This is a genomic window from Paracoccus sp. UBA5162 (assembly GCF_002413585.1).
Classification (GTDB): Bacteria; Pseudomonadota; Alphaproteobacteria; order Rhodobacterales; family Rhodobacteraceae; genus Paracoccus.
Genome location: NZ_DHXG01000091.1, coordinates 1 through 18,957, shown reverse-complemented (window position 1 = coordinate 18,957; position 18,957 = coordinate 1). Strand labels below are relative to the sequence as shown.

The 18,957-nt window shown below is 66.8% G+C and carries 22 protein-coding genes; 4 read left to right on the top strand and 18 right to left on the bottom strand.

Going from position 1 to position 18,957, the window contains the following annotated elements; translation table 11 throughout:
* Nucleotides 1–103: 103 nt before the first annotated feature.
* Together B4A72_RS14945 and B4A72_RS14940 are read right to left on the bottom strand one after the other, a co-directional pair.
* On the bottom strand, nucleotides 104–379 hold the full coding sequence (locus B4A72_RS14945) for a hypothetical protein (RefSeq protein WP_292954415.1): 276 nt from the start codon (nucleotides 377–379) through the stop codon (nucleotides 104–106).
* 90 nt (nucleotides 380–469) lie between these two features.
* Nucleotides 470–1,726 carry a sarcosine oxidase subunit beta family protein gene (locus B4A72_RS14940; RefSeq protein WP_292954418.1) on the bottom strand — a complete coding sequence of 419 codons (1,257 nt, stop codon included), beginning with the start codon at nucleotides 1,724–1,726 and terminating at the stop codon, nucleotides 470–472.
* A 212-nt stretch (nucleotides 1,727–1,938) separates the two neighbouring features.
* Between B4A72_RS14940 and ccmI the strand changes: the two genes are divergently transcribed.
* Nucleotides 1,939–3,165, top strand: a complete 1,227-nt coding sequence (gene ccmI, locus B4A72_RS14935) for a c-type cytochrome biogenesis protein CcmI (protein WP_292954421.1) — start codon at nucleotides 1,939–1,941, stop codon at nucleotides 3,163–3,165.
* Nucleotides 3,162–3,629 (top strand): Holliday junction resolvase RuvX, encoded by a 468-nt coding sequence (gene ruvX, locus B4A72_RS14930; protein ID WP_292954424.1) that lies wholly within the window; start codon nucleotides 3,162–3,164, stop codon nucleotides 3,627–3,629. The genes ccmI and ruvX overlap by 4 nt, the downstream gene beginning before the upstream one ends.
* A 133-nt stretch (nucleotides 3,630–3,762) precedes the next feature.
* On the opposite strand, the gene B4A72_RS14925 is transcribed toward ruvX, so the two are convergent.
* The gene (locus B4A72_RS14925; protein ID WP_292979008.1) at nucleotides 3,763–5,019 is read right to left on the bottom strand and encodes an Nramp family divalent metal transporter; all 1,257 of its coding nucleotides are present in this window, start codon (nucleotides 5,017–5,019) and stop codon (nucleotides 3,763–3,765) included.
* Between the two features lie 189 nt (nucleotides 5,020–5,208).
* On the opposite strand from B4A72_RS14925, the gene mntR reads away from it, so the two are divergent.
* Both mntR and B4A72_RS14915 read left to right on the top strand, forming a co-directional pair.
* Nucleotides 5,209–5,715, top strand: a complete 507-nt coding sequence (mntR, locus tag B4A72_RS14920; protein ID WP_292954430.1) for a manganese-binding transcriptional regulator MntR — start codon at nucleotides 5,209–5,211, stop codon at nucleotides 5,713–5,715.
* 65 nt (nucleotides 5,716–5,780) lie between these two features.
* The gene (locus tag B4A72_RS14915; protein ID WP_292954433.1) at nucleotides 5,781–6,017 is read left to right on the top strand and encodes a DUF1289 domain-containing protein; all 237 of its coding nucleotides are present in this window, start codon (nucleotides 5,781–5,783) and stop codon (nucleotides 6,015–6,017) included.
* Between the two features lie 200 nt (nucleotides 6,018–6,217).
* On the opposite strand, the gene B4A72_RS14910 is transcribed toward B4A72_RS14915, so the two are convergent.
* From B4A72_RS14910 to B4A72_RS14840, 15 genes are all read right to left on the bottom strand, one after another.
* Nucleotides 6,218–6,553 carry a hypothetical protein gene (locus B4A72_RS14910; RefSeq protein WP_292954436.1) on the bottom strand — a complete coding sequence of 112 codons (336 nt, stop codon included), beginning with the start codon at nucleotides 6,551–6,553 and terminating at the stop codon, nucleotides 6,218–6,220.
* Nucleotides 6,550–7,473 carry a DnaJ C-terminal domain-containing protein gene (locus tag B4A72_RS14905; RefSeq protein ID WP_292954439.1) on the bottom strand — a complete coding sequence of 308 codons (924 nt, stop codon included), beginning with the start codon at nucleotides 7,471–7,473 and terminating at the stop codon, nucleotides 6,550–6,552. The genes B4A72_RS14910 and B4A72_RS14905 overlap by 4 nt, the downstream gene beginning before the upstream one ends.
* A 164-nt stretch (nucleotides 7,474–7,637) precedes the next feature.
* Complete coding sequence (locus B4A72_RS14900; RefSeq protein WP_292954442.1) at nucleotides 7,638–8,693, bottom strand: aldo/keto reductase; 1,056 nt, start codon at nucleotides 8,691–8,693, stop codon at nucleotides 7,638–7,640.
* Nucleotides 8,694–8,769: 76 nt separating this feature from the next.
* Nucleotides 8,770–9,150: a hypothetical protein gene (locus tag B4A72_RS14895; protein WP_292954445.1), complete on the bottom strand. Its 381-nt coding sequence runs from the start codon at nucleotides 9,148–9,150 to the stop codon at nucleotides 8,770–8,772.
* Entirely contained in the window at nucleotides 9,147–9,275 is a 129-nt protein-coding gene (locus tag B4A72_RS14890; protein WP_292954448.1) for a hypothetical protein, read from the bottom strand. The genes B4A72_RS14895 and B4A72_RS14890 overlap by 4 nt, the downstream gene beginning before the upstream one ends.
* A gap of 9 nt (nucleotides 9,276–9,284) precedes the next feature.
* The gene (locus B4A72_RS14885; protein ID WP_292954451.1) at nucleotides 9,285–10,241 is read right to left on the bottom strand and encodes a hypothetical protein; all 957 of its coding nucleotides are present in this window, start codon (nucleotides 10,239–10,241) and stop codon (nucleotides 9,285–9,287) included.
* 97 nt (nucleotides 10,242–10,338) lie between these two features.
* Nucleotides 10,339–11,091 carry an ABC transporter ATP-binding protein gene (locus B4A72_RS14880; protein ID WP_292954454.1) on the bottom strand — a complete coding sequence of 251 codons (753 nt, stop codon included), beginning with the start codon at nucleotides 11,089–11,091 and terminating at the stop codon, nucleotides 10,339–10,341.
* A gap of 75 nt (nucleotides 11,092–11,166) precedes the next feature.
* A complete protein-coding gene (locus tag B4A72_RS14875; protein WP_292954457.1) occupies nucleotides 11,167–12,051 on the bottom strand; it encodes an ABC transporter ATP-binding protein in 885 nt (294 codons plus the stop codon).
* Entirely contained in the window at nucleotides 12,048–12,947 is a 900-nt protein-coding gene (gene nikC, locus B4A72_RS14870) for a nickel transporter permease (RefSeq protein ID WP_414692152.1), read from the bottom strand. Before nikC ends, B4A72_RS14875 begins: the two co-directional genes overlap by 4 nt.
* Before the next feature lie 8 nt (nucleotides 12,948–12,955).
* Nucleotides 12,956–13,948: an ABC transporter permease gene (locus B4A72_RS14865; RefSeq protein ID WP_292954582.1), complete on the bottom strand. Its 993-nt coding sequence runs from the start codon at nucleotides 13,946–13,948 to the stop codon at nucleotides 12,956–12,958.
* Between the two features lie 105 nt (nucleotides 13,949–14,053).
* Nucleotides 14,054–15,652 carry an ABC transporter substrate-binding protein gene (locus B4A72_RS14860; RefSeq protein ID WP_292954463.1) on the bottom strand — a complete coding sequence of 533 codons (1,599 nt, stop codon included), beginning with the start codon at nucleotides 15,650–15,652 and terminating at the stop codon, nucleotides 14,054–14,056.
* 155 nt (nucleotides 15,653–15,807) lie between these two features.
* On the bottom strand, nucleotides 15,808–16,983 hold the full coding sequence (locus B4A72_RS14855; RefSeq protein ID WP_292954466.1) for a hypothetical protein: 1,176 nt from the start codon (nucleotides 16,981–16,983) through the stop codon (nucleotides 15,808–15,810).
* Nucleotides 16,977–17,597, bottom strand: coding sequence for a hypothetical protein (locus B4A72_RS14850; RefSeq protein ID WP_292954469.1), 621 nt, complete (start codon nucleotides 17,595–17,597; stop codon nucleotides 16,977–16,979). The genes B4A72_RS14855 and B4A72_RS14850 overlap by 7 nt, the downstream gene beginning before the upstream one ends.
* Entirely contained in the window at nucleotides 17,594–18,493 is a 900-nt protein-coding gene (locus tag B4A72_RS14845; RefSeq protein WP_292954472.1) for a VWA domain-containing protein, read from the bottom strand. Before B4A72_RS14845 ends, B4A72_RS14850 begins: the two co-directional genes overlap by 4 nt.
* Nucleotides 18,481–18,957, bottom strand: a 477-nt coding sequence (locus B4A72_RS14840; protein ID WP_292979006.1) for a VWA domain-containing protein, incomplete at its 5' end; no start/stop codon positions are given. The genes B4A72_RS14845 and B4A72_RS14840, both read right to left, overlap by 13 nt.

Below are 18,957 nucleotides of genomic sequence, written 5' to 3'. Positions count from 1 at the left end.
CCGGATCGCGCGTCATCGGGGCGGTTCTCGGCGTGCAGGGGCCGGGGACTGCGCGCCCCCGGACCCGATCTTGTTTCGCGCGACGGACCGCGCCGGATTCGGCTCAGTTCGACGCGGGTGCAGGTTCCCCGGCAGGGGCCGTGTCGGCCGGAGCGGTGTCCGCGGGAGCGGTGTCCGCGGGAGCAGGTGCCGTGTCGGTGGTGGTGGTTGTGTCGGCCGTGGCCGGGGCAGTGGTGGTCTCTGCCGCGGGCATCGTCGCGTCTGCCGCAGGGCTTTCCACGTCGCCTCCGGACATGAAGAAAAACAGGAGTGCCACCACGACGACGATGCCGCCGACAATGAAATAGAGGTTGTTATTGTTGTTGTTGCCTTCAGCCATGATCTTTCCTTTCGGATTTCAACCGTATGGAGAGGCAATTCATGGCCCGCATGACTGGTTCCGGGTAAAATCAACATAAGCGGGTTCATGCTAGTGGGCCACGCCGGCCGCGACCGATTCGTCGACAAAACGCCCTTCGCGGAAACGGTTCAGCCCGAACCCCGCGGCCAACGGACCGGGACGGCCCCGCGCCACCAGTTCGGCCATGGCCCAGCCGGATCCGGGAATCGCCTTGAAACCACCGGTGCCCCAACCGCAATTGACGAAGATTCCGTCCACCGGCGTCGTCGACAGGATGGGCGAGCGGTCGCCGGTCATGTCAACGATTCCGCCCCATTGCCGCAACATCTTGAGACGCGAGATCATCGGAAATGTCTCGACCAGGGCGCGGACGGTTTCCTCGACGTGATGCCAGGAGCCGCGCTGCGTGAAATTGTTGAAACCGTCGGTGCCGCCTCCGATCACCATCTCGCCCTTGTCGGATTGCGACATGTAGCCGTGCACGGTGTTGGCCATGACGACCACATCCATGCAAGGCTTGATCGGTTCGCTGACCAGGGCTTGCAGGGCGACGCTTTCGATCGGCAGGCGGAAACCGGCCATCCCGGCAAGCTGGCTGGAATGACCCGCCACGACCAGGGCCAGCTTCTCGCAACCGATGCGGCCCTTGCTGGTATTGACGGCCTGCACCGCGCCGCCATCGGTTTCAATCCCCGTGACCTCGCAGTTCTGGATGACGTGCATCCCCATGTCCGAACAGGCCCGGGCATAGCCCCAGGCCACCGCATCATGGCGCGCGGTGCCGCCGCGCGCCTGATACAGACCGCCCAGAACCGGATAGCGCGGCCCGTCCAGATTGATGATCGGCACCAGTTCCTTCAGCCGTGCGGGTTCGATCCATTCGGTGCTGACGCCTTGCAGGTTGTTGGCATGGACGGTGCGCTTGTAGCCGCGCACCTCGTGTTCGGTCTGCGCCAGCATGATCAGGCCGCGCGGGCTGAACATGACGTTGTAGTTCAGATCCTGCGAAAGGGTCTCGTACAGTTTCAACGATTTGTCATAGATGGCAGCCGAGGGATCCTGCAGATAATTGCTGCGGATGATGGTCGTGTTGCGACCGGTATTGCCACCGCCCAGCCAGCCCTTTTCGATGATCGCGATATCGGTGATGCCGAAGTTCCGGCCGAGGTAATAGGCCGTGGCCAATCCGTGCCCGCCCGCGCCCACGATCACCACCTTGTATCTTTGGCGCGGCTCGGGGCTGGCCCATGCCCTGGACCAGCCGCGATGTTCGCGAAACGCCTCGCGGGCGATGGCAAAGACCGAATAGCGGCGCGATTGAGACATGCCCACCCCCTGACAGACGTTGCGCGCAGCATGGCGACTGGCCGCGCCGGCCTCAAGAGTGGATGCGGCAGATCGGCGCCAAATGCGACATGCGGTCGCCTGGCGCAGCGGGCAGGCGGGCTCTGGCGCGGACGTGAATGACTGCGACCTTGCGACACTTCCGCTCGGCCGCAAAGAACTTTAGGAAGAAAGGCGATTTTGGGGGGCACGCGATGTTCTGGATATTCTCCGCCGCACTGACCTTGCTGGTCGCGGTTGCGATCTTCTTGCCGATCTGGCGCGCCCGCGACGGTGCCCGGGCAGAATCGTCCGCGACCTATGACCTGCGCGTCTATCGCGATCAGCTTCGCGAGGTGGATCGCGATCTGGAACGCGGCGTGATCGCCCCCGAGGATGCGCAGCGCCTGCACACCGAGATCGGCCGCAAGGTGCTGGATGCCGACCGCCGCATGGCCGATGCCCCTGCCCCCGCCCGCGGCGGCACCGCACTCTGGGCCGGGGTGATCCTGTTGGTGGCCCTTGGCGGCGGCATGGCAGTGTATCTGCGCGAAGGCGCGCCCGGCGTGGCCGATCTGCCGCTTGCGCGGCGCCTTGCGCTGGCCCAGCAGGCCTATGAAAGCCGGCCCAGCCAGGAACAGGCCGAAGCCCAGGCACCCGCGGCCCAGGCGCCGACCGTCGATGCCGAATACGAGAATCTGGTTCAGAAGCTGCGCGAGGCGGTTGCCAAAAATCCGCAGGATCCCGAGGGCCTTTCGCTTCTGGCCACGCACGAGGCGCGGCTGGGCAATGTCCGGGCCGCACGCGAGGCCCAGCAGCGGCTGATCGAGGTTCTGGGCGACCGCGCCAGCGCGGAACAACTGATGCGTCTGTCGGCGCTGATGACCGAAGCCGCAGGTGGCCTGATCACGCCCGAGGCCGAGGCGGTTCTGGCCCGGTCGCTGCAGACCGACCCGACGCAGCCGCAGGCGCGCTATATGCTGGGCATCCTGCAACTTCAGAACGGCCGTCCCGACCGCGCCTTTCCGCTGTGGCGCCAGCTTCTTGAGGAAGGACCTCCCGATGCGCCCTGGATTCCGCCGATCAGCCAATCCATCGCCGATCTTGCATGGCTGGCGGGTCAGCCGGACTATACGCCGCCCTCGGCGACGGCCCCGGCTTTGCCCGGTCCCGACGCCGAGGCGATGGCCGCAGCCGAGAACATGACGCCCGAGCAACGCCGCGAGATGATCGGCGGCATGGTCTCGCAGCTCGAGGCGCGGCTGGCCGAACAGGGCGGTTCGCCCGAGGAATGGGCCCGGCTGATCACGTCCCTGACGGTGCTGGGCAATGCCGATCGGGCGCGCGCCATCTGGGACGAGGCGCAGCAGCGTTTCGCCTCGGCGCCTCAGGCGCTGGCGACGGTACGCGCGGCGGCGCAATCCTCGGGGCTGACCGAGTGATCCACGAGGATATCGCGGATTTTGCCGCGACCCTGCCCCGCACCGGCGCGCTGGCCGGGCTTGATCTTGGCACCAAGACCATCGGCGTGGCGGTCAGCGACGGCTTGCGGCAGGTGGCCTCTCCGCTGACGGTAATCCGCCGCCGGAAATTCACGCTGGACGCGGCCGCGCTGCTGTCAGCCGCAGCCGAGCGCGGCCTTGCCGGCCTGGTCCTTGGCCTGCCGCGCAACATGGATGGCAGCGAGGGTCCCCGCGCCCAATCCACCCGCGCCTTCGCCCGCAACCTGTCGCGCCTGACGGACCTGCCTATCGGCTTCTGGGACGAACGCCTTTCGACCGTCGCTGCCGAACGGGCGCTGCTGGAGGCCGATACCTCGCGCAAGCGGCGCGCAGAGGTCATCGACCAGGTGGCGGCGGCCTATATTTTGCAGGGCGCCCTGGACCGGCTGCGCAATCTGCCCTGACGTCGCTGGCAGCCGCATCCGGGCGCCCGGCGAATCCGGTCGGGGTCGGCCGCGGATTTCAGCTCAGCCGGATTCCGCAACGACGTGCGGTGGGCGGCTCCTCACGGCCCCGCTGCCGGCCTCGGGACCGCAATCAACCGTCCAGGAACGGCACCGGTATCCCGAAGGCATCGCCCAGCAGCACGAAATTCAGCCCCAGCACAATGATCGCCGCCATGGCGGCCAGCGAACCCAGCAGCTTTCCCACCGCGAATTCGCCCATGATGTCCTTGCGCATGGAAAAGATCAGAAGCGCGATCATGGGGACGGGCAAGGCGATGGAAAGCACCACCTGGCTGAGGAAAAGCGCCTGCGTCACGTTCACGCCCATCGCGACAACGACGAAGGCGGGAAGCATCGTGACCAGTCTTCGCAGCCAGATCGGGACGCGAAACCTCAGGAAACCCTGCATGATCATCTGCCCGGCCATCGTGCCGACGACCGAGCTCGAAATGCCCGAGGCGATCAGCGAGGCAAGAAAGATGCCGGCGGCCGCGGCGCCAAGCAGCGGCGTCAGCGTGTAATAGGCGGTCTCGATCTCGGCCACCTCGGGGTAGCCCATGTGAAAGGCGCTTGCCGCCATCATCACCATCGCCATGTTGACCATGCCGGCGATCGCAAGCGCGACCACGACCTCGATGTTCGAGAATTTCAGCACCCGGCGGCGGTCCCTTTCGTCGCGGATTTCAATGCGGTTCTGGGTCAGACCGGAATGCAGGTAGATGGCATGGGGCATCACGGTGGCACCGATGATGCCGACCGCGATGATCAGGGCATTGCCGTCCGGCAGGGCCGGCTGAAACATGCCGATCCCGGCGGATTTCCAGTCGATGGGCGCGATCAGCGTTTCGGCGAGATAGGAAAGGCCAATCACAATGACCAGCGCGCCGATGATCAGCTCCATCGGGCGAAATCCCTGACGTTCAAAGATCAGGATGGCATAGGTGATGATGGCGGTGATCGCCATGCCGACGATCAGCGGCAGATCGAACAGCAGCGCCAACCCGATCGCCCCGCCCAGGAATTCCGCCAGGTCGGTGGCCATGGCGGCGATTTCGCTGACCACCCACATGACCCATACCACGGGCTTTCGAAAGTTGTCGCGGGACAGTTCCGCCAGGTTCTTGCCGGTGACAATCCCCAGTCGGGCCGACATCGCCTGAAACAGCATGGCGATCAGGTTCGCCAGCAGCACGACCCATAGCAACTGATAGCCATAGCCCGCGCCCGCCTGGATGTTCGTCGCGTAATTGCCCGGATCCATGTAGGCGACCGAGGCGATCACCGCCGGCCCCGCGAACAGAAGACGGCCGCGCCAATCCTTGCGGTGGCCGGTCAGGACATCTGTCATTCCACGTCGGGTTCGGTAGGTCAGTTTTTGCATGGACTAACAATGATTGCGTGATCAATGGAATATAGCCATTGCTATGCCCGGCGCAAGGGGGTGCCGTCCGGCTGCCGCGATCACGCCGATTATCGGTTGGTAAAACCGAATAGCTTTGGCTATAAATCCTCTTCACGCTTTCGAAAGAGCCTGCCCATGACCGACAGAACGACGCCGGCAAAAAAGCAGGCCGACCGCTTTGCGAGGGCGCGGGAAAAGCAGTCGCGCGCCCTGCTGGAAGATTACGCCGAACTGATCGGGGATCTGATCGCGGAACTGGGCGAAGCGCGGGTGGCCGATATTGCCGAACGGATGGGGGTCGCCCAGCCGACCGCAACAAAGGCGATTTCGCGGCTGAAGCGCGAGGGTCTGGCGACGGCGCGCCCCTATCGCGGGGTTTTTCTCACCGACGACGGGGCCGATCTTGCCGATCGCGTCCGCGCCCGTCACCGCACGGTGGCCGAACTGCTCATCGCCGTCGGCGTTCCCGAAGATGTCGCCGAGATCGACGCGGAAGGGATCGAGCACCATGTCTCGCGCCGGACCCTGTCGGCCTTCGAGGCGTTCCTGAAAGCACAGGGATCGACCTCGGACCAGGCGCGTGCCGAAGACCCGATCGGGCGCGACCCGGCCGGGCATGGCCCGGTCCGTGACCCGAGGTGACATTGCGTCACGAAAGCGTCGCTTCCCGGCTTGCCCGGCTGCGGACCCGCGCCTAGCGTGCCGCCATGACCGACGCCCCGCCCATATGGACCCGCACCGAACCGCAAAGTCCGTGCATCAACATCTGCGTGATACACCCGCACGAGGGTATCTGCGTGGGCTGCTACCGCACGCTGGACGAGATCGCCGGCTGGGCCTCGATGCCCGCCGAGACGCGGCGCGCGGTCATCGCCGAACTGCCGGCCCGCAAACCGCTGCTGAAAAGACGCCGTGGCGGCCGGAATGGCCGGCGCGACGGGTAGCGGCTCGGTCGTCCCGGAACGACCAGAACAGCGCCTTGCCCGATATGTCCCTTGCCCCGCCATTCCGAGCCCAGCCGGGCCGGGCGCGGCCTGGCACAGCGCAGGAAGCGGGGCCGAAAGAATGCGCATGGGAAATCCGGCCTGATGGATCTCCGGATGACTGACGCCGCACCGCAAGGATCGCGCGGCGATCTGGCGCCTCAGCCGCGCCTGCCGCGAATGCTGCGGTGGATGCGAATGCGAACCTCGTCGGGTTCGGCCGCGACCGCCTGCATCAGCGCCCGCATGTCGCCGCGGGCGGTGTTCAGCTGGTCGATCAGCGACATGACCATGCGCAACCCGTCCTCGGGCAGGTTGTGGCAATCGGCCAGATCGCACAGCAATTGCAGGCGCGCCAGGTCGGCCTCGCGGAAACCGGGGCCATCGGGCGTCGTCACCGGCTGCACGATGCGCGCCCGGCAATAGCGGCGCAGGCGCGGCCGGGTCAGTTCCTCGACCATCGCGATGACTTCGGTTTCGGTGTAATAGCGGCTCATATCGTCATCCCCCGGCGTGGGTCGTAGCCATGCGACTTGCGCCATCCCTCCATGAATTTCGCCAGATCGCCGTCCACCTTCGGCGGCATCACGATCTTCAGTTCGACCTGCTGGTCGCCGCCATTGATCCCGCGCCCGCGCAGGCGCAGCTTCTGGCCCGTGGTGGCGCCTCTGGGGATGGTCAGGTTCACCGGCCCGTCCACTGTCGGCGCCGCGACCTTGGCGCCCAGAACCGCCTCGTCCAGCGTGATCGGCAGCGTCAGGAAGATGTCGTCGCCCTCGCGACGGAAATCGGGGTGGGGCGCGACCGAGACGGTCAGATAGGCATCCCCCGGACCGCCCTGGCCCATGCCCGCGCCGCCCTTGCCCTTCAGCCGGATCGTCTGCCCGTCACGCACGCCCCGGGGGATCGTCACCTCGAGATCGCCGCCCTCGGGCAGCGAGATCCGGGTCTTGCCGCCCCTGGCCGCGGTCATGAAATCAACCTCCAGGGCGAAACGGTAATCCTGTCCGCGCATGTGGAATTCGCGCCCGCCCTCCTGCCGGAAACCCTGCCCGAATCCTCCGGCCGCCCGGCGCCCGAACAGATCCGAGAACACATCCGACAGATCCGGATCGCCCTCGAAACCATAATTCTGCGCATAGGGATTGCCGGCCGCCTCCGCATGATCGCGGTAATAGCGGCGCTGTGGCCGTTCGTGACCCTGTTCGTCGATCTCGCCGGCATCGAAGCGGCGGCGCTGTTCGGGGTCTTTCAACAGATCATAGGCCGCCGATGCGGCCTTGAAGCGTTGGGTGGCCGCCGGATCGGGGTTCAGGTCCGGATGATCGGTCTTGGCGATCTTGCGATAGGCTTTCTTGATCTCGGCCTCGCTGGCCGATCTGGTCAATCCCAGATCTGCATATGGATCGCCTGCCATCTTCTGCCCCCTTTGCCCGTCTTTCGGATCAACAAGATAGAACCTGCGCCGGTTTCATCAAGCCTCGCCCGGCCGGCTGTGCGGGGGGCGGCTTCGTCGCCCTGGCCCGGCCCCGGGACGATGCCCGACCGGGCGCGGTTGCGGACGAAAGCGCGACGCCGGCGTCAATAGGGTTGCGGGTGATCCCTGTGCAGCCGGTCGATGGCGCGGACCAGATCCTCGGGCAACGCCTGGTCCATTCCGGCCAGCAGGTGATCGAGCTGTGTCACCGAGGTCGCGCCGATGATCGGGATCGCCTTGAAGGGCCGCGTCGCTTGCCACAGCACGGCCATGTGAACCCGATCCCAGCCGTGACCCGAGGCCAGCGCGCCGAAGGCGTCGGCGGCGGCGATGGCTCGGGCGGTCAGACGCCCACCCAGCCGGCCCTGACCGCCATGCGCCTTGTCCACCGACGCGCGGCTGCCCCCGGGGACCGCGCCGCCGGAATATTTTCCCGTCAGCAGGCCCGCCGCCAGCGGCGAAAATCCCAGCAGGGTCACATCCTCCTGGACGGCCGTCTCGGCCAGATCGGTGTCATAAAGCCGGCAGAGCGGCGAATATTCGTTCTGGATCGCCACGGGTCGGGGCGCGCCGGTCCGGTCCGCCACGTCGCACCAGCGCGCCAGCCCCCATGCGGTTTCGTTCGACAGGCCGAAGGCGCCGATCTTGCCCGCCCGCCGCGCCTGGGACGCGGCCGCGAGAATGTCGGCCATGTGATCCAGTATGCGGGTCTTGTCTGCCTTCGGCGCATGGGACCAGTTCTGCCGGAACGCCCAGGTGCCGCGCACCGGCCAGTGCAATTGGTAGAGATCGATCCGGTCGGTCCGCAACCGCCGCAGCGAACCATCGATGGCCGCGCGCATCGTGGCGCCGTCGCAGGGGGCGCCATCGCGGACCATCTGGCTGGGTCCGGTCATCTTGGTGGCGATTTCGACGCGCTCGCGCCGGCCGGCCCCGGCCAGCCAGCGGCCGACGATCTCTTCGGTGGCGCCGATCGTCTCGCGGCGGACCGGATTGACGGGATACATCTCGGCGCTGTCGAAAAAGGTGATCCCCGCGTCCAGCGCGCGATCCATCTGCCTCTGGGCATCGCCTTCGTCCGTCTGGTTGCCGAAGGTCATCGTGCCGAGGCAGATCGCGCTGACCTCGATGTCGCTGCCGCCCAGTGTGACCCGTTTCATGACCGCTCCGCTTCGTTGACGCGCTGCGGACGGTAGCGATAACCAGGCCGGGTGCAACCCGGCCCGGCGCCATTGCTCACTCGGCCTCGATCCAGCGCGAAAGGGCGTCGATCTCGGCCCGGATCGCGCGGCGGGCGCGCATCAGCCCCGCCAGCTTGCCCGCAACGCCGCCAAGGCTGGCCAGCAGCAGCGCACCGATCGCGGCATGGGCCGCGCCCTGCCCCGGCAGCCAGCCCGTCAGCCCGGCGATCGGCGCCAGACAAAGCCCGGCCAGCAACCCGACCGCGCCCGCGGCACAGCCGCAGGCGCTCAGAGTTGCGGACAGCCGCGCCTGCCGCGCCGCAACCTCGTCCCGCGGCTTTCCGGGCAGGTCCAGGATCAGCCGCGCGGGCGGCGCGGCATCCGTCAGCAGCCGCAGATCATCGGCCGAACGGATCACGCAGGTTGCCGGTTTCATGTCAGCGCCAGGACCAGCACCGCCGCGACCGCGACGATGGCGGCGGCTATGGCCAGCCCGAAAAGCGGATGGGGTGCGCCGCAGCCGCGGCCCTTGCCATGGTCGTGTTCGTTCTTGTCGGTCATGGAAACCTCCTACAGATAGGTGACGTGGCGCGAGCCCCGTACGATGGCGACTTGCAGGTTCGACAGCACCGGAAAGGCCGCGCCGACGACACTGGCGTTCATCAGATTGCCGGCCGATTCGTCGTGCGGCAGCAGGCAGGCATGGCCCAGTTCATGCGCCAGTGTCGCCCGCGCCACGCGCGGCTCGATGGTGACGTAATTATGGGTTCCCGCCATCGAACAGCCGATGGTCGAGGGCGGCTGGATGTCGTTGACGACGATGCCGATCAGCTCGGCGCCATAGCCGATGATCCGCCGCCAGCCGCTTTCGAATTTGCACAGGCTCTGGACCAGTTCGAACCACGAGCCATCCACCCACCAATCGGCGAAAAAGCCGCCCGCGCCGCATTGCACGCTGATGCTGCCACCCGGAGGCGACACACGGGTCTGGCAGAAACCGGTAAAGCGCGCATCGATGTTGCAGGTGCGGTCATAGATCTCGATCACCGCATCGACCTGCGGCTGCAAAGCGGCCTCGGTGGCCAGGGGCGTGCCGTCGATGACCGGAATGATGATCCCGAAATACATCTTCTTGCGCGGCCGGATACCCGCGAGGCTGGCCACGAAATCCAGGATGCCCACCAGCCGCCAGACGATTTCGGTCAGCCAGTTCAGCACCGTCCGGATGATCCCGCCGATCACCGGGATAGACAGGATCAGCCCGATCACGAAGGCGATCACGTCGAGGATGACATTGACGATCGTGCAGACGACGCGCACGACCCATTTGCCGATTGTCACGACGACCCAGCGGACCACCTTGACCGCGACCCAGACCAGCCAGCAGAACAACTTGTTCAGGCACAGCATCCACCATTTGCATGGCTCTTCGCGGCAGCGTTGTTCCTGCCGCTGTTCCCATTCCTCGATCGGCCTTTCGACCTGTTCCTCGACCCATTCCTGGATCTCGCGACATGAGCGACCCATTTCAAACCCCTGACGATATGACACGCCGCGACATGCGGCGCGGTACCAGGTCTAGGAGTTCGGCGTGAATTCGCCATGAGGGCGGCGTGAAAGGCCCTCAGCCCCGGATGTAGCCTGCCGAGGCTTCGATCAGGTGGCGGGTGTAATCCGTCTTGCCCGCGCCGCGGCGCAGGGCATCGACATCCATCACTTCCAGGATGCGGCCATGCTGCATCACCGCCAGCCGGTCGCACATATGCCCGACAACGGCCAGATCGTGGCTGACCATCACATAGGTCAGGCCATGTTCCGCCCGCAGATCGGTCAGCAGGTTCAGGATCTCGGCCTGAACGCTGACATCCAGGGCGCTGGTCGGTTCGTCCAGCAACAGCAGGCGCGGTTCGGCCGCCAGCGCGCGGGCGATGGCCACACGCTGACGCTGCCCGCCCGACAATTGGTGCGGATAGCGGAAGCGGAAGCCGCGTCCCAGTCCCACATCCTGCAGCAGCCGGGTGATGCGGGCGTCGATATCGTCCATGCCTTGCAGCTTCAGCGCCTCGGACAGCACCGCATCGACCGAATGGCGCGGATGCAGGCTGGCATAGGGATCCTGAAAGACCATCTGGACGGTCTTGTGAAAGGCGCGGCTGCGGCGGGTTCCGGTGACGGCCTGCCCGTCCACCTCGATGCTGCCCGACCAGGTGTCGATCAGTCCCGCAATGGCGCGCAGGATCGTCGATTTGCCGCTGCCCGATTCGCCGACCAGACCGAAGCTTTCGCCGCTGGCCACGGTGAAGGCGGCGTGCTGGACCGCGTCCACACGGTCGGGCGCAAAGCCGAACCAGACATTCAGATCGTCGACCGTCAGCATGGCGGCACCGGCGCGGGCCGGGATATTGCACCCCAGCACCCCCGCAGGATATTTCCGGACCGAAGCAGGACCATGTCACAAGCCTCCGGGAAGTTCGGTTTCAAGGCTTTCGGTGATCGGATCGCCGTCGCGCCACGTGTCCTGGCGTTGCAGCACCGGCAGGCGTTCGACCGGCGCATCGAGGCGCGGCAGGCTGTTCAGCAGGCCCTGCGTATAGGGGTGGCGGGCGGCATGCAGATCCTTGGCGGCCAGCGTCTCGACGATGCGTCCGGCATACATGATCAGCACCCGGTCGCAGAATTGCGCGACCAGGTTCAGGTCGTGGCTGATGAAGATCAGTCCCATGCCACGATCGCGGACCAGCCGGTCCATGATGTTGAGCACCTCGGTCCGGACCGATACGTCCAGCGCCGATGTCGGTTCGTCGGCGATCAGAATCTCGGGGTCGGGCGCCAGCATCATCGCGATCATGATGCGCTGACCCATCCCGCCCGAGACCTCGTGCGGATAGGCGCCCATGACCCGTTCGGGGTCGCGGATCTGGACCGCCTCCAGCATTTCCAGCGCCTTGGCGCGGCCCGCGCCCTTCGGGCCGCCGGCATGCAGCCGATAGGCCTCGATGATCTGGTCGCCGATGGTCATCACCGGATTCAGGCTGAATTTCGGATCCTGCATGACCATGCTGATCCGGCTGCCGCGGATCTTGCGCATCTTGCGTTCGGACAGATTCAGGATCGGCTGGCCATGCAGGTCCATCCGCCGGGCGGTGACCCGGCCCGGCGGACGGACAAGGCCAAGGATCGCGCGGCCGGTCATGGATTTGCCCGACCCGGATTCGCCCACCACGCCCAGTCTTTCGCGCCCCAGGTCGAAGCTGACGCCGCGCACCGCCTCGAACATGCCCTGCCGCGTCGGAAAGGCCACCCGCAGATCCCGGACCGAGAGCAACGGCGCGTTCATTCCTTTGCGCCCTTCGGGTCCAGAACGTCGCGCAACCCGTCGCCCAGCAGATTGAAGGCAAGGCTGACGATGAAGATGGCAAGCCCGGGCATCGCCGCGACCCACCAGAAATCCAGGATATAGGTCCGCCCGTCCGAAATCATCGCCCCCCATTCCGGCATCGGCGGCTGCGCGCCCAGACCCAGAAAGCCCAGTCCCGCCGCCGACAGGATGATCCCCGCCATGTCCAGCGCCACCCGCACGATCAGCGACGAAAGGCACAGCGGCCAGATGTGCCGGATCAGCAGCCGCATGCGCCCCGCCCCTTGCAGGCGGGCGGCGGCGATGTAGTCCGCGTTGCGGATGGTCAGCGTCTCGGCCCGGGCAAGGCGGGCATAGGGCGGCCAGGCTGTCAGCGCCAGCGCCAGCACCGCGTTGCCGATCCCTGCACCAAGTGCTGCCACGAAGGCCAGCGCCAGGATCAGCTTGGGGAAGGCCAGGAAGATATCGGTAATCCGCATCAGCACCTGATCGACCCAGCCCCCCGCGAAGCCCGCCACGGTGCCGATGAACAGTCCGATGATCGGCGCGATCAGGGCCACCGTGCCGACGATGAACAGCGTGATCCGCGAGCCGTGGATCAGGCGCGACAGGATGTCCCGGCCAAGCGCATCGGTGCCCAGCAGGTTCTGCGCCGATGGCGGTTTCAGCCGGTTCGCGAGATCCTGCGCAAAGGGGTTTTGCGGGGCCAGCAGCGGCGCGAAAATCGCCATCGCGATCAGCAGGATCAGGATCACCAGCCCGAACATGGCCAGCTTGTTGCCGCGAAATGTCAGCCAGCCCTGATAGATCGCGCCCAGCCGCGCCTGGTTGCGGGTCTGCGGCGCATCGGAAAGCAGCCATGCGCGGCGGGTCATCTGTCGGCTCATTCGGACCTCGGATCCAGCACGCGATACAGGATGTCGCTGAGCAGGTTCAGCGCCACGAAAGAGGTCCCGACGACGACCGTGCCGCCAAGGACCGCGTTCATGTCGCCGGCCAGCAGCGCCTTGGTGATGTATTGGCCCAGGCCCGGCCACGAGAAGATGATCTCGGTCAGCACCGATCCTTCCAGCAGCGAGCCGAAGGACAGCGCGATGACCGTGACCAGCGGGATCGAGATGTTGCGGAAAGCGTGGCGCCAGATCACCGCGCTCTCGGACAGGCCCTTGACGCGGGCGGTGGTGATGTATTCGGCCGAAAGCTGTTCCAGCATGAAGCTGCGGGTCATGCGGCTGATATAGGCGAGGCTGAAATAGCCCAGCAGCGAGGCGGGCAGGATGATGTGGCTGAACGCGTCCTTGAACGCGCCCCAATCGCCCGCGACCAGGGTGTCCACCAGCAGAAGCCCGGTGACCTTGGGAACCATGCCGTCATAGATGATGCCCTGGCGACCCGGCCCGCCGACCCAGCCCAGAATACCGTAGAAGATCAACAGGCCCATCAGGCCCAGCCAGAAGATCGGCATCGAATAGCCGACCAGCGCGACCACGCGGGCGACCTGATCGACGATGCCGCCGCGCCGGGCGGCCGCGATCACGCCCAGGGGCACGCCCGCGAACACGCCGATCAGCGTGCCCAGCGTCGCCAGTTCCAGCGTCGCGGGAAAGACCCGCCTGATGTCGTCGATGACCATTTGCCCGGTCGAGATCGAGCGCCCGAAATCGCCGGTCAGCACCTCGCCCACGTAGCCTGCGAACTGGACATAGAGCGGCCGGTCCAACCCCATCGCCTGATAGGCGGCGTCGTATTGCGCCTGGGTGGCGCGATCGCCGACGACCTTCAACACCGGGTCGATGGGCATGACGCGGCCGATCACGAAGGTGACCAGCAACAGACCCAGCATCGTCAGCAGCAGCGACAGCAGGACGCCGCCGATGCGTCTGGCCTTGCGCCGCGTCGCCGCGGCGCGGTGACCGCCCGGTTCCGGCGGGGTCTTGCCCCGTCCGGTCCCGGTGTTCAGGTCGGCCGCGGAAGACAAGGCCTATTCGCCCTTCGTCACCTGTCGATACATGACCGAGGTGACCGAGCGTCCGGAATTCCAGTTCTGGATATTGTCGCGCAATCCGGTCGGTTCGATGCGCTGGAACAGCGGGATGATCGGGGCCTCGGCCTGATATTGCTTCTGGATGTCGCGATACATCTGGGCGCGCTTGTCGGTGTCCTGTTCCAGCGTCGCGGCCACCGTGGCCTCGTTCATCGACTGCGGTACCGCATAGGCGTTGCGCCAGGCCAGCAGGCCGGTCGCCCGCGCCTCGTCGCTGTTGTCGGGATTATAGGCGAAGGTCGCGGCATTGGTGTTCGGGTCGGAATAATCCGGGCCCCATTCGCCCAGGAAGATCGGCACCTCGCGGGCGCGATAGGCGTCCAGAACCTGCGCGCCGGTCATCTGTTCGATGTTCAGCGTCAACCCCACCTCGGCCATCGACGCCTGCAAGGTCTGTGCCGTATCCACATATTCCCGCAGATCGCGGATCTTGGTGGTGATGGTGCCGCCCTCGATCCCGGCATCGGTCAGAATCTTCCGGGCCTTCTCGACGTCATAGGTCCAGGGGTTTTCGTCCAGCGCGCCCAGATAGCCTTCGGGCAGGAAGGCCTGGCGCACCTTGAACTGGCCCTTCAGGAAGCTGCCCGCGATGCCGTCGTAATTGACCAGGTATTTCATGGCCTCGACCACGGCGGGGTTCGACAGCAATTCGTCCTTCTGGTTCAAGCCCATATAAAGAATTCGGCCGCGCGGTTCGTCCTGGATCTTGACGCCGTCGGCGGTTTGCAGCGCATCGACATCCGTGGGCGACAGGTTGCGGGCCACGTCGATGTCGCCCTGTTCCAGTTGCAGGCGCTGCGCGCTGGATTCGGCGACATTCTTGACGATCACGCGGCTCATCGCCGGCGCGCCCTGGAAATAATCCGGGAAGGCGGTCATCTGGACCGCCTCGTTCGGCCGCCAGGCATTCAGCACGAAAGGCCCCGAACCCGCGTCGTTGTTGGACAGCCAGGTATTGCCCATGTCGTCGCCCTCGGCGTTGCTCATGACCAGTTCCTTGTCCACCACGCTGCCGATATTGGCGGTCAGGCAGTTCAGCACGAAGGATTGGGCATAGGGCTTGTCCAGCTTGATGGTCAGCGTGTTGCCGTCGGCCTTGACCATCTCGTCGACGTTTTCGGGGGTAAAGCCGAACTGCGTCAGGATGAAGGAAGGCGTCTTGTTCAGCTTCACGGCGCGCTGGATCGACCAGGCCGCGTCTTCTGCGCGGACCGGATTGCCGGAATGGAACTTGACGCCGTCGCGCATCTTGAAGGTGATGGTCTTGCCGTCCTCGCTGATCTCCCAGCTTTCGGCCAGGCTGGGCTTGAAGCCGGCTTCCATGTCCATCGGATCGAAATCGACCAGCCGGTCATAAAGGTTCTGGGTGACGTCGTTGCCCGAGAACTCGAAGGACTGCGCCGGGTCCAGCGTGATGATGTCGTCGATGGTGGCGGCGACGACCAGCACGTCGGCCGGGGTCTGGGCAAAAGCGGCGGGCGCGACGGCGATGGCCGATGCCAGAAGAATCGCACGCGAAGTGAGCAAAGCTTTCATGGTCGTTTTTCCCTGTCGGTTGGTCATGCCCCGTGAGCCGGGTTTCATGCCGATCAACGTGGCGCAATGTCGGAAAAGAGACAAGGCCCCGCTTGCGCGACGGCGTGCCGGGCGTTTCGCCCGGTGGCGTATCCCCGAACCTGCGGCCGCGCCTGTCAGCGACGGATCCGCGATTTCAGCGCCTTGCGAAATGCCGCCAACCAGGCCCGCGCGTCGAAACCCGCCGGCGGCGCGGCAGCATAAAGCTGATCGTCCAGCCGCGCCAGGATCACCGGAGCGGGGCGTCCGTTCCAGCGCAGATGCCGCTGGGCGGCTGCGCGCAAGGCGGGCAGATCGCCGGACCTTGCGGCGCGTCGCATGGCGCGCCCATGCGGGCTGGGCAGACTTTGCCGAATGCGCCGTCGCAGCCGGCCAGAACCCGCGATCCCCTGCCCGCGCAGCAGCAGCGCCAGCGCAGACGCCATCCCCGCCCCCACCAGCATGACCGCGGCCGCGTCCTGCCGTGCCGCCGCCTTGTCCGCGGATCCGGAATTCGCGCCGAACCCGGCAAAACCGAAAGGAATGGGTTTCATTGCCGCGACCTCGATCCGACGGCTGTCGGTGTCGAACCACGGAAATGCCGCGGCGCGCAGGATCGCGGGCTCGCCGGTGGTCGGGCGCAGTTCCCATTCCCAGACGACGCGGGCCACCGGACCCTTTTCCGTCAGGACCGTCTCGCGGATTTCGGGCCGGGTAAAGCTGATCAGCCACGGCTCGCTGAGGTCGGGACGCGGCGGCAGGTCATGGGCCATCGCGCCAAGCGCCTCGATGGTGACGCGGCGGGTCAGAACCTGATCCTTGCGCAATTGCCCCGGCTGGGCCGACAGGTCGTCGGTCAGCGTCAACTGGCTGGCCGCCAGCGGACGATAGCCGCCGGGAAACGGCTTGACGCCGATCTTGACGGGCGGCGCGGTCACGTCCCGCGTGGCGCGCTGGCCGTCCGCAGTGACATAGGTCAGCCGATGTGTCACCGGGCCGATCCTGACCGGCCCGTCACGGCGCGGAAACACCGCGATCCTGCGTTCGAAGATTTGCAGAAGCTTGCCGTTGACCCGCTCTTTCCGCCAATCGTCGCGAGCGGTCTGAATCCAGTCGTACTCGCGCGAATCGGGAAACTGCATCTGCTCCAGCGACACGGTCAGGTCATATTCGCCGCGCACCGTCAGCGCGATCATCTCGGCGACGACGGGATTGCCGCGATCATAGAGCAGCATCAGCCGCGCCATCGGCTGTTCCGCACGCGCCGCCGAAGCCATCGCCAGCAGCAGGACAAGGAAAAGGCGCGTCACCATGGATCGCCCTCTACCGGCCGGATCAGACCCATCCGGGCGCGGCGGTCGAATTCGGCCCGGATGCGCAGCTTCAGGAACGCGCCCGGATCGTCGGCGATCGTGTCCAGCCACTCATCCGTCGCGGCCAGGCCCTTGGCGTCAAGCCTGCGCTGCCATTCCGGGCCGGACAGGTTGGCCAGCAGATCGGTGATCGGCCTGTCCCCGGCGGGTGCGCCGCCCGCGCCCTTGATGCGGCCCGGCGCCGTGCTTTCGCCCACCACCACGGGCGCCAGCGCCGCCACCAGGTCACGATTGGAACGGGCCTGATCGTCGGTCGGATTGGCAAACAGCGTCGCGTCGAAATAGGCAACCGACAGCGCGTATTCCCGGGTCGCGGCCAGGCTGAGGCCGCGATTATAGGTCTGGCCGCGTCCCGCCGCCGCGAAAGCCTCGTCGGCGGCCTTGTAGTCGCCCAGCCGGAACAGGGCGACGCCGCGCGCCGCCGGATCGTCCAGCAACCGCACCGCCGCGCCGTCCCAGCCTGCGCGCAGGGCCAGCCGCCCAAGCGCCGACGGCCCCGCAACCGCCAGCGCGGCCAGACCGGCCGCAAGGATCAGCAGGGCCGCCGGCCTCACCGCTGCCTCCGCAGCATCAGCAACAGCGGCAGACCTGCAAGGGCGGCCAGAAACGGACCAAGATCGCGATATTGCAGCGATCGCAGCACCGGATCGCGCCGAAGCGCACCGCCACGGCGCAACCGAGCCGCCAGACCCGGCAGATTCGCCAGCGTCGCGACGGCGCCGCCCCGGACCAGCTCGGCCAGAGCATCGGGCGGCGGGACCGATGCGCCCCGGGCCAGCCCCTCGACGCGCAGGGCCGAGATGCGCACGCCCCGGTCGGCCAGTCGGTCGGCCTCGGCCGTGGCGGCGGCGTCGATGCCGCCGCCGTCCGAAATCAGGATCAGATCGGCACGCTGCAATCCCTCCAGCATCTGCCCCGCCCGTGCCAGCGCGGCGGCGGCGCGCGTGCCCTGTCCCGGCATGGTCTCTGAATCCAGCACCCCGATCTGCGTCCGCAGGCTGGCGATATCCAGCGTCGGAGCCGAGGCCGTGAATCCCTCGCCGCCATACAGCACCAGGCCGACCGGCCGTCCCGCCAGCGCCTGCGCCAGCCCCGCCGCCGCGAATTTCGCCTGGCTCAGCGCGCCTCCCTGCGCAACCGATGGCGACAGATCGACCGCCAGCACCACCGCGTCGGTCTGCACCAGCACCGGCGCATCTCCGCGGGGCAGCGCCGGCCCCGCCAGCCCCAGGACCAGCGCCGCCAGGCCGGCGGGCGCCAGCAGAAGCTGCCACGGCCTCTGTCGCCCGGTCAGCGCCCCAAGTGCCTGCATCGCGCGCAGCATGTCACGTGGCATCACCTGTTGCCAGCCGCCGGCATCCGGTATGCGCAGCAGGATCAGCGCCACCAGCCCGGCCAGCGGCAGCAATCCGATCAGCCAGAGCGGCCGCAACAGGATCAGCCCGTCCAACCGCGCCTCCTGATACCGATCAGCAGCAGGCAAAGGGCCGCGCCCGTGGCGGGCCAGACCCACAGGGATCGCCAGACCCGCATCGACGGCCGGTCCGACGGGTTCGGCTCCAGCCGGTCCAGGCTGCCGGCCATGTCGCGCAAGTCGCCGGTCGTGCGGACACGAAAGCTTTGACCGCCAGCCTGCCGCGCGATGGCGCGCAGCGTCGCCGTATCGACGGCATCGCGCGAGGCGGGGCGGTTTTCCAGATCCTCGGGGCCAAGGGCGATGGAATGGATGCGGATGCCGTGGTCGCGCGCCAGCCGCGCCGCCTCGACCGCCGGAACCCTGCCCGAGGTATCCACCCCGTCCGACAGCAGCACGATCACCCGCGAGGGCGCATCGCTGGCCGCAAGCCGTTTGGTGGCCAGCCCGATCCCGTCCGAGATCGCGGTGCCGCGGCCCGAAATGCCGATCTGCGCCTC

Bases quoted from the DNA above. Each gene is read 5' to 3' on its own strand.
- B4A72_RS14945 (WP_292954415.1), bottom strand. From the start codon at position 379: ATGGCTGAAGGCAACAACAACAATAACAACCTCTATTTCATTGTCGGC.
- B4A72_RS14940 (WP_292954418.1), bottom strand. From the start codon at position 1,726: ATGTCTCAATCGCGCCGCTATTCGGTCTTTGCCATCGCCCGCGAGGCG.
- ccmI (WP_292954421.1), top strand. From the start codon at position 1,939: ATGTTCTGGATATTCTCCGCCGCACTGACCTTGCTGGTCGCGGTTGCG.
- B4A72_RS14925 (WP_292979008.1), bottom strand. From the start codon at position 5,019: ATGACAGATGTCCTGACCGGCCACCGCAAGGATTGGCGCGGCCGTCTT.
- mntR (WP_292954430.1), top strand. From the start codon at position 5,209: ATGACCGACAGAACGACGCCGGCAAAAAAGCAGGCCGACCGCTTTGCG.
- B4A72_RS14915 (WP_292954433.1), top strand. From the start codon at position 5,781: ATGACCGACGCCCCGCCCATATGGACCCGCACCGAACCGCAAAGTCCG.
- B4A72_RS14910 (WP_292954436.1), bottom strand. From the start codon at position 6,553: ATGAGCCGCTATTACACCGAAACCGAAGTCATCGCGATGGTCGAGGAA.
- B4A72_RS14905 (WP_292954439.1), bottom strand. From the start codon at position 7,473: ATGGCAGGCGATCCATATGCAGATCTGGGATTGACCAGATCGGCCAGC.
- B4A72_RS14900 (WP_292954442.1), bottom strand. From the start codon at position 8,693: ATGAAACGGGTCACACTGGGCGGCAGCGACATCGAGGTCAGCGCGATC.
- B4A72_RS14895 (WP_292954445.1), bottom strand. From the start codon at position 9,150: ATGAAACCGGCAACCTGCGTGATCCGTTCGGCCGATGATCTGCGGCTG.
- B4A72_RS14890 (WP_292954448.1), bottom strand. From the start codon at position 9,275: ATGACCGACAAGAACGAACACGACCATGGCAAGGGCCGCGGCTGCGGC.
- B4A72_RS14885 (WP_292954451.1), bottom strand. From the start codon at position 10,241: ATGGGTCGCTCATGTCGCGAGATCCAGGAATGGGTCGAGGAACAGGTC.
- B4A72_RS14880 (WP_292954454.1), bottom strand. From the start codon at position 11,091: ATGCTGACGGTCGACGATCTGAATGTCTGGTTCGGCTTTGCGCCCGAC.
- B4A72_RS14875 (WP_292954457.1), bottom strand. From the start codon at position 12,051: ATGAACGCGCCGTTGCTCTCGGTCCGGGATCTGCGGGTGGCCTTTCCG.
- nikC (WP_414692152.1), bottom strand. From the start codon at position 12,947: ATGACCCGCCGCGCATGGCTGCTTTCCGATGCGCCGCAGACCCGCAAC.
- B4A72_RS14860 (WP_292954463.1), bottom strand. From the start codon at position 15,652: ATGAAAGCTTTGCTCACTTCGCGTGCGATTCTTCTGGCATCGGCCATC.
- B4A72_RS14855 (WP_292954466.1), bottom strand. From the start codon at position 16,983: ATGGTGACGCGCCTTTTCCTTGTCCTGCTGCTGGCGATGGCTTCGGCG.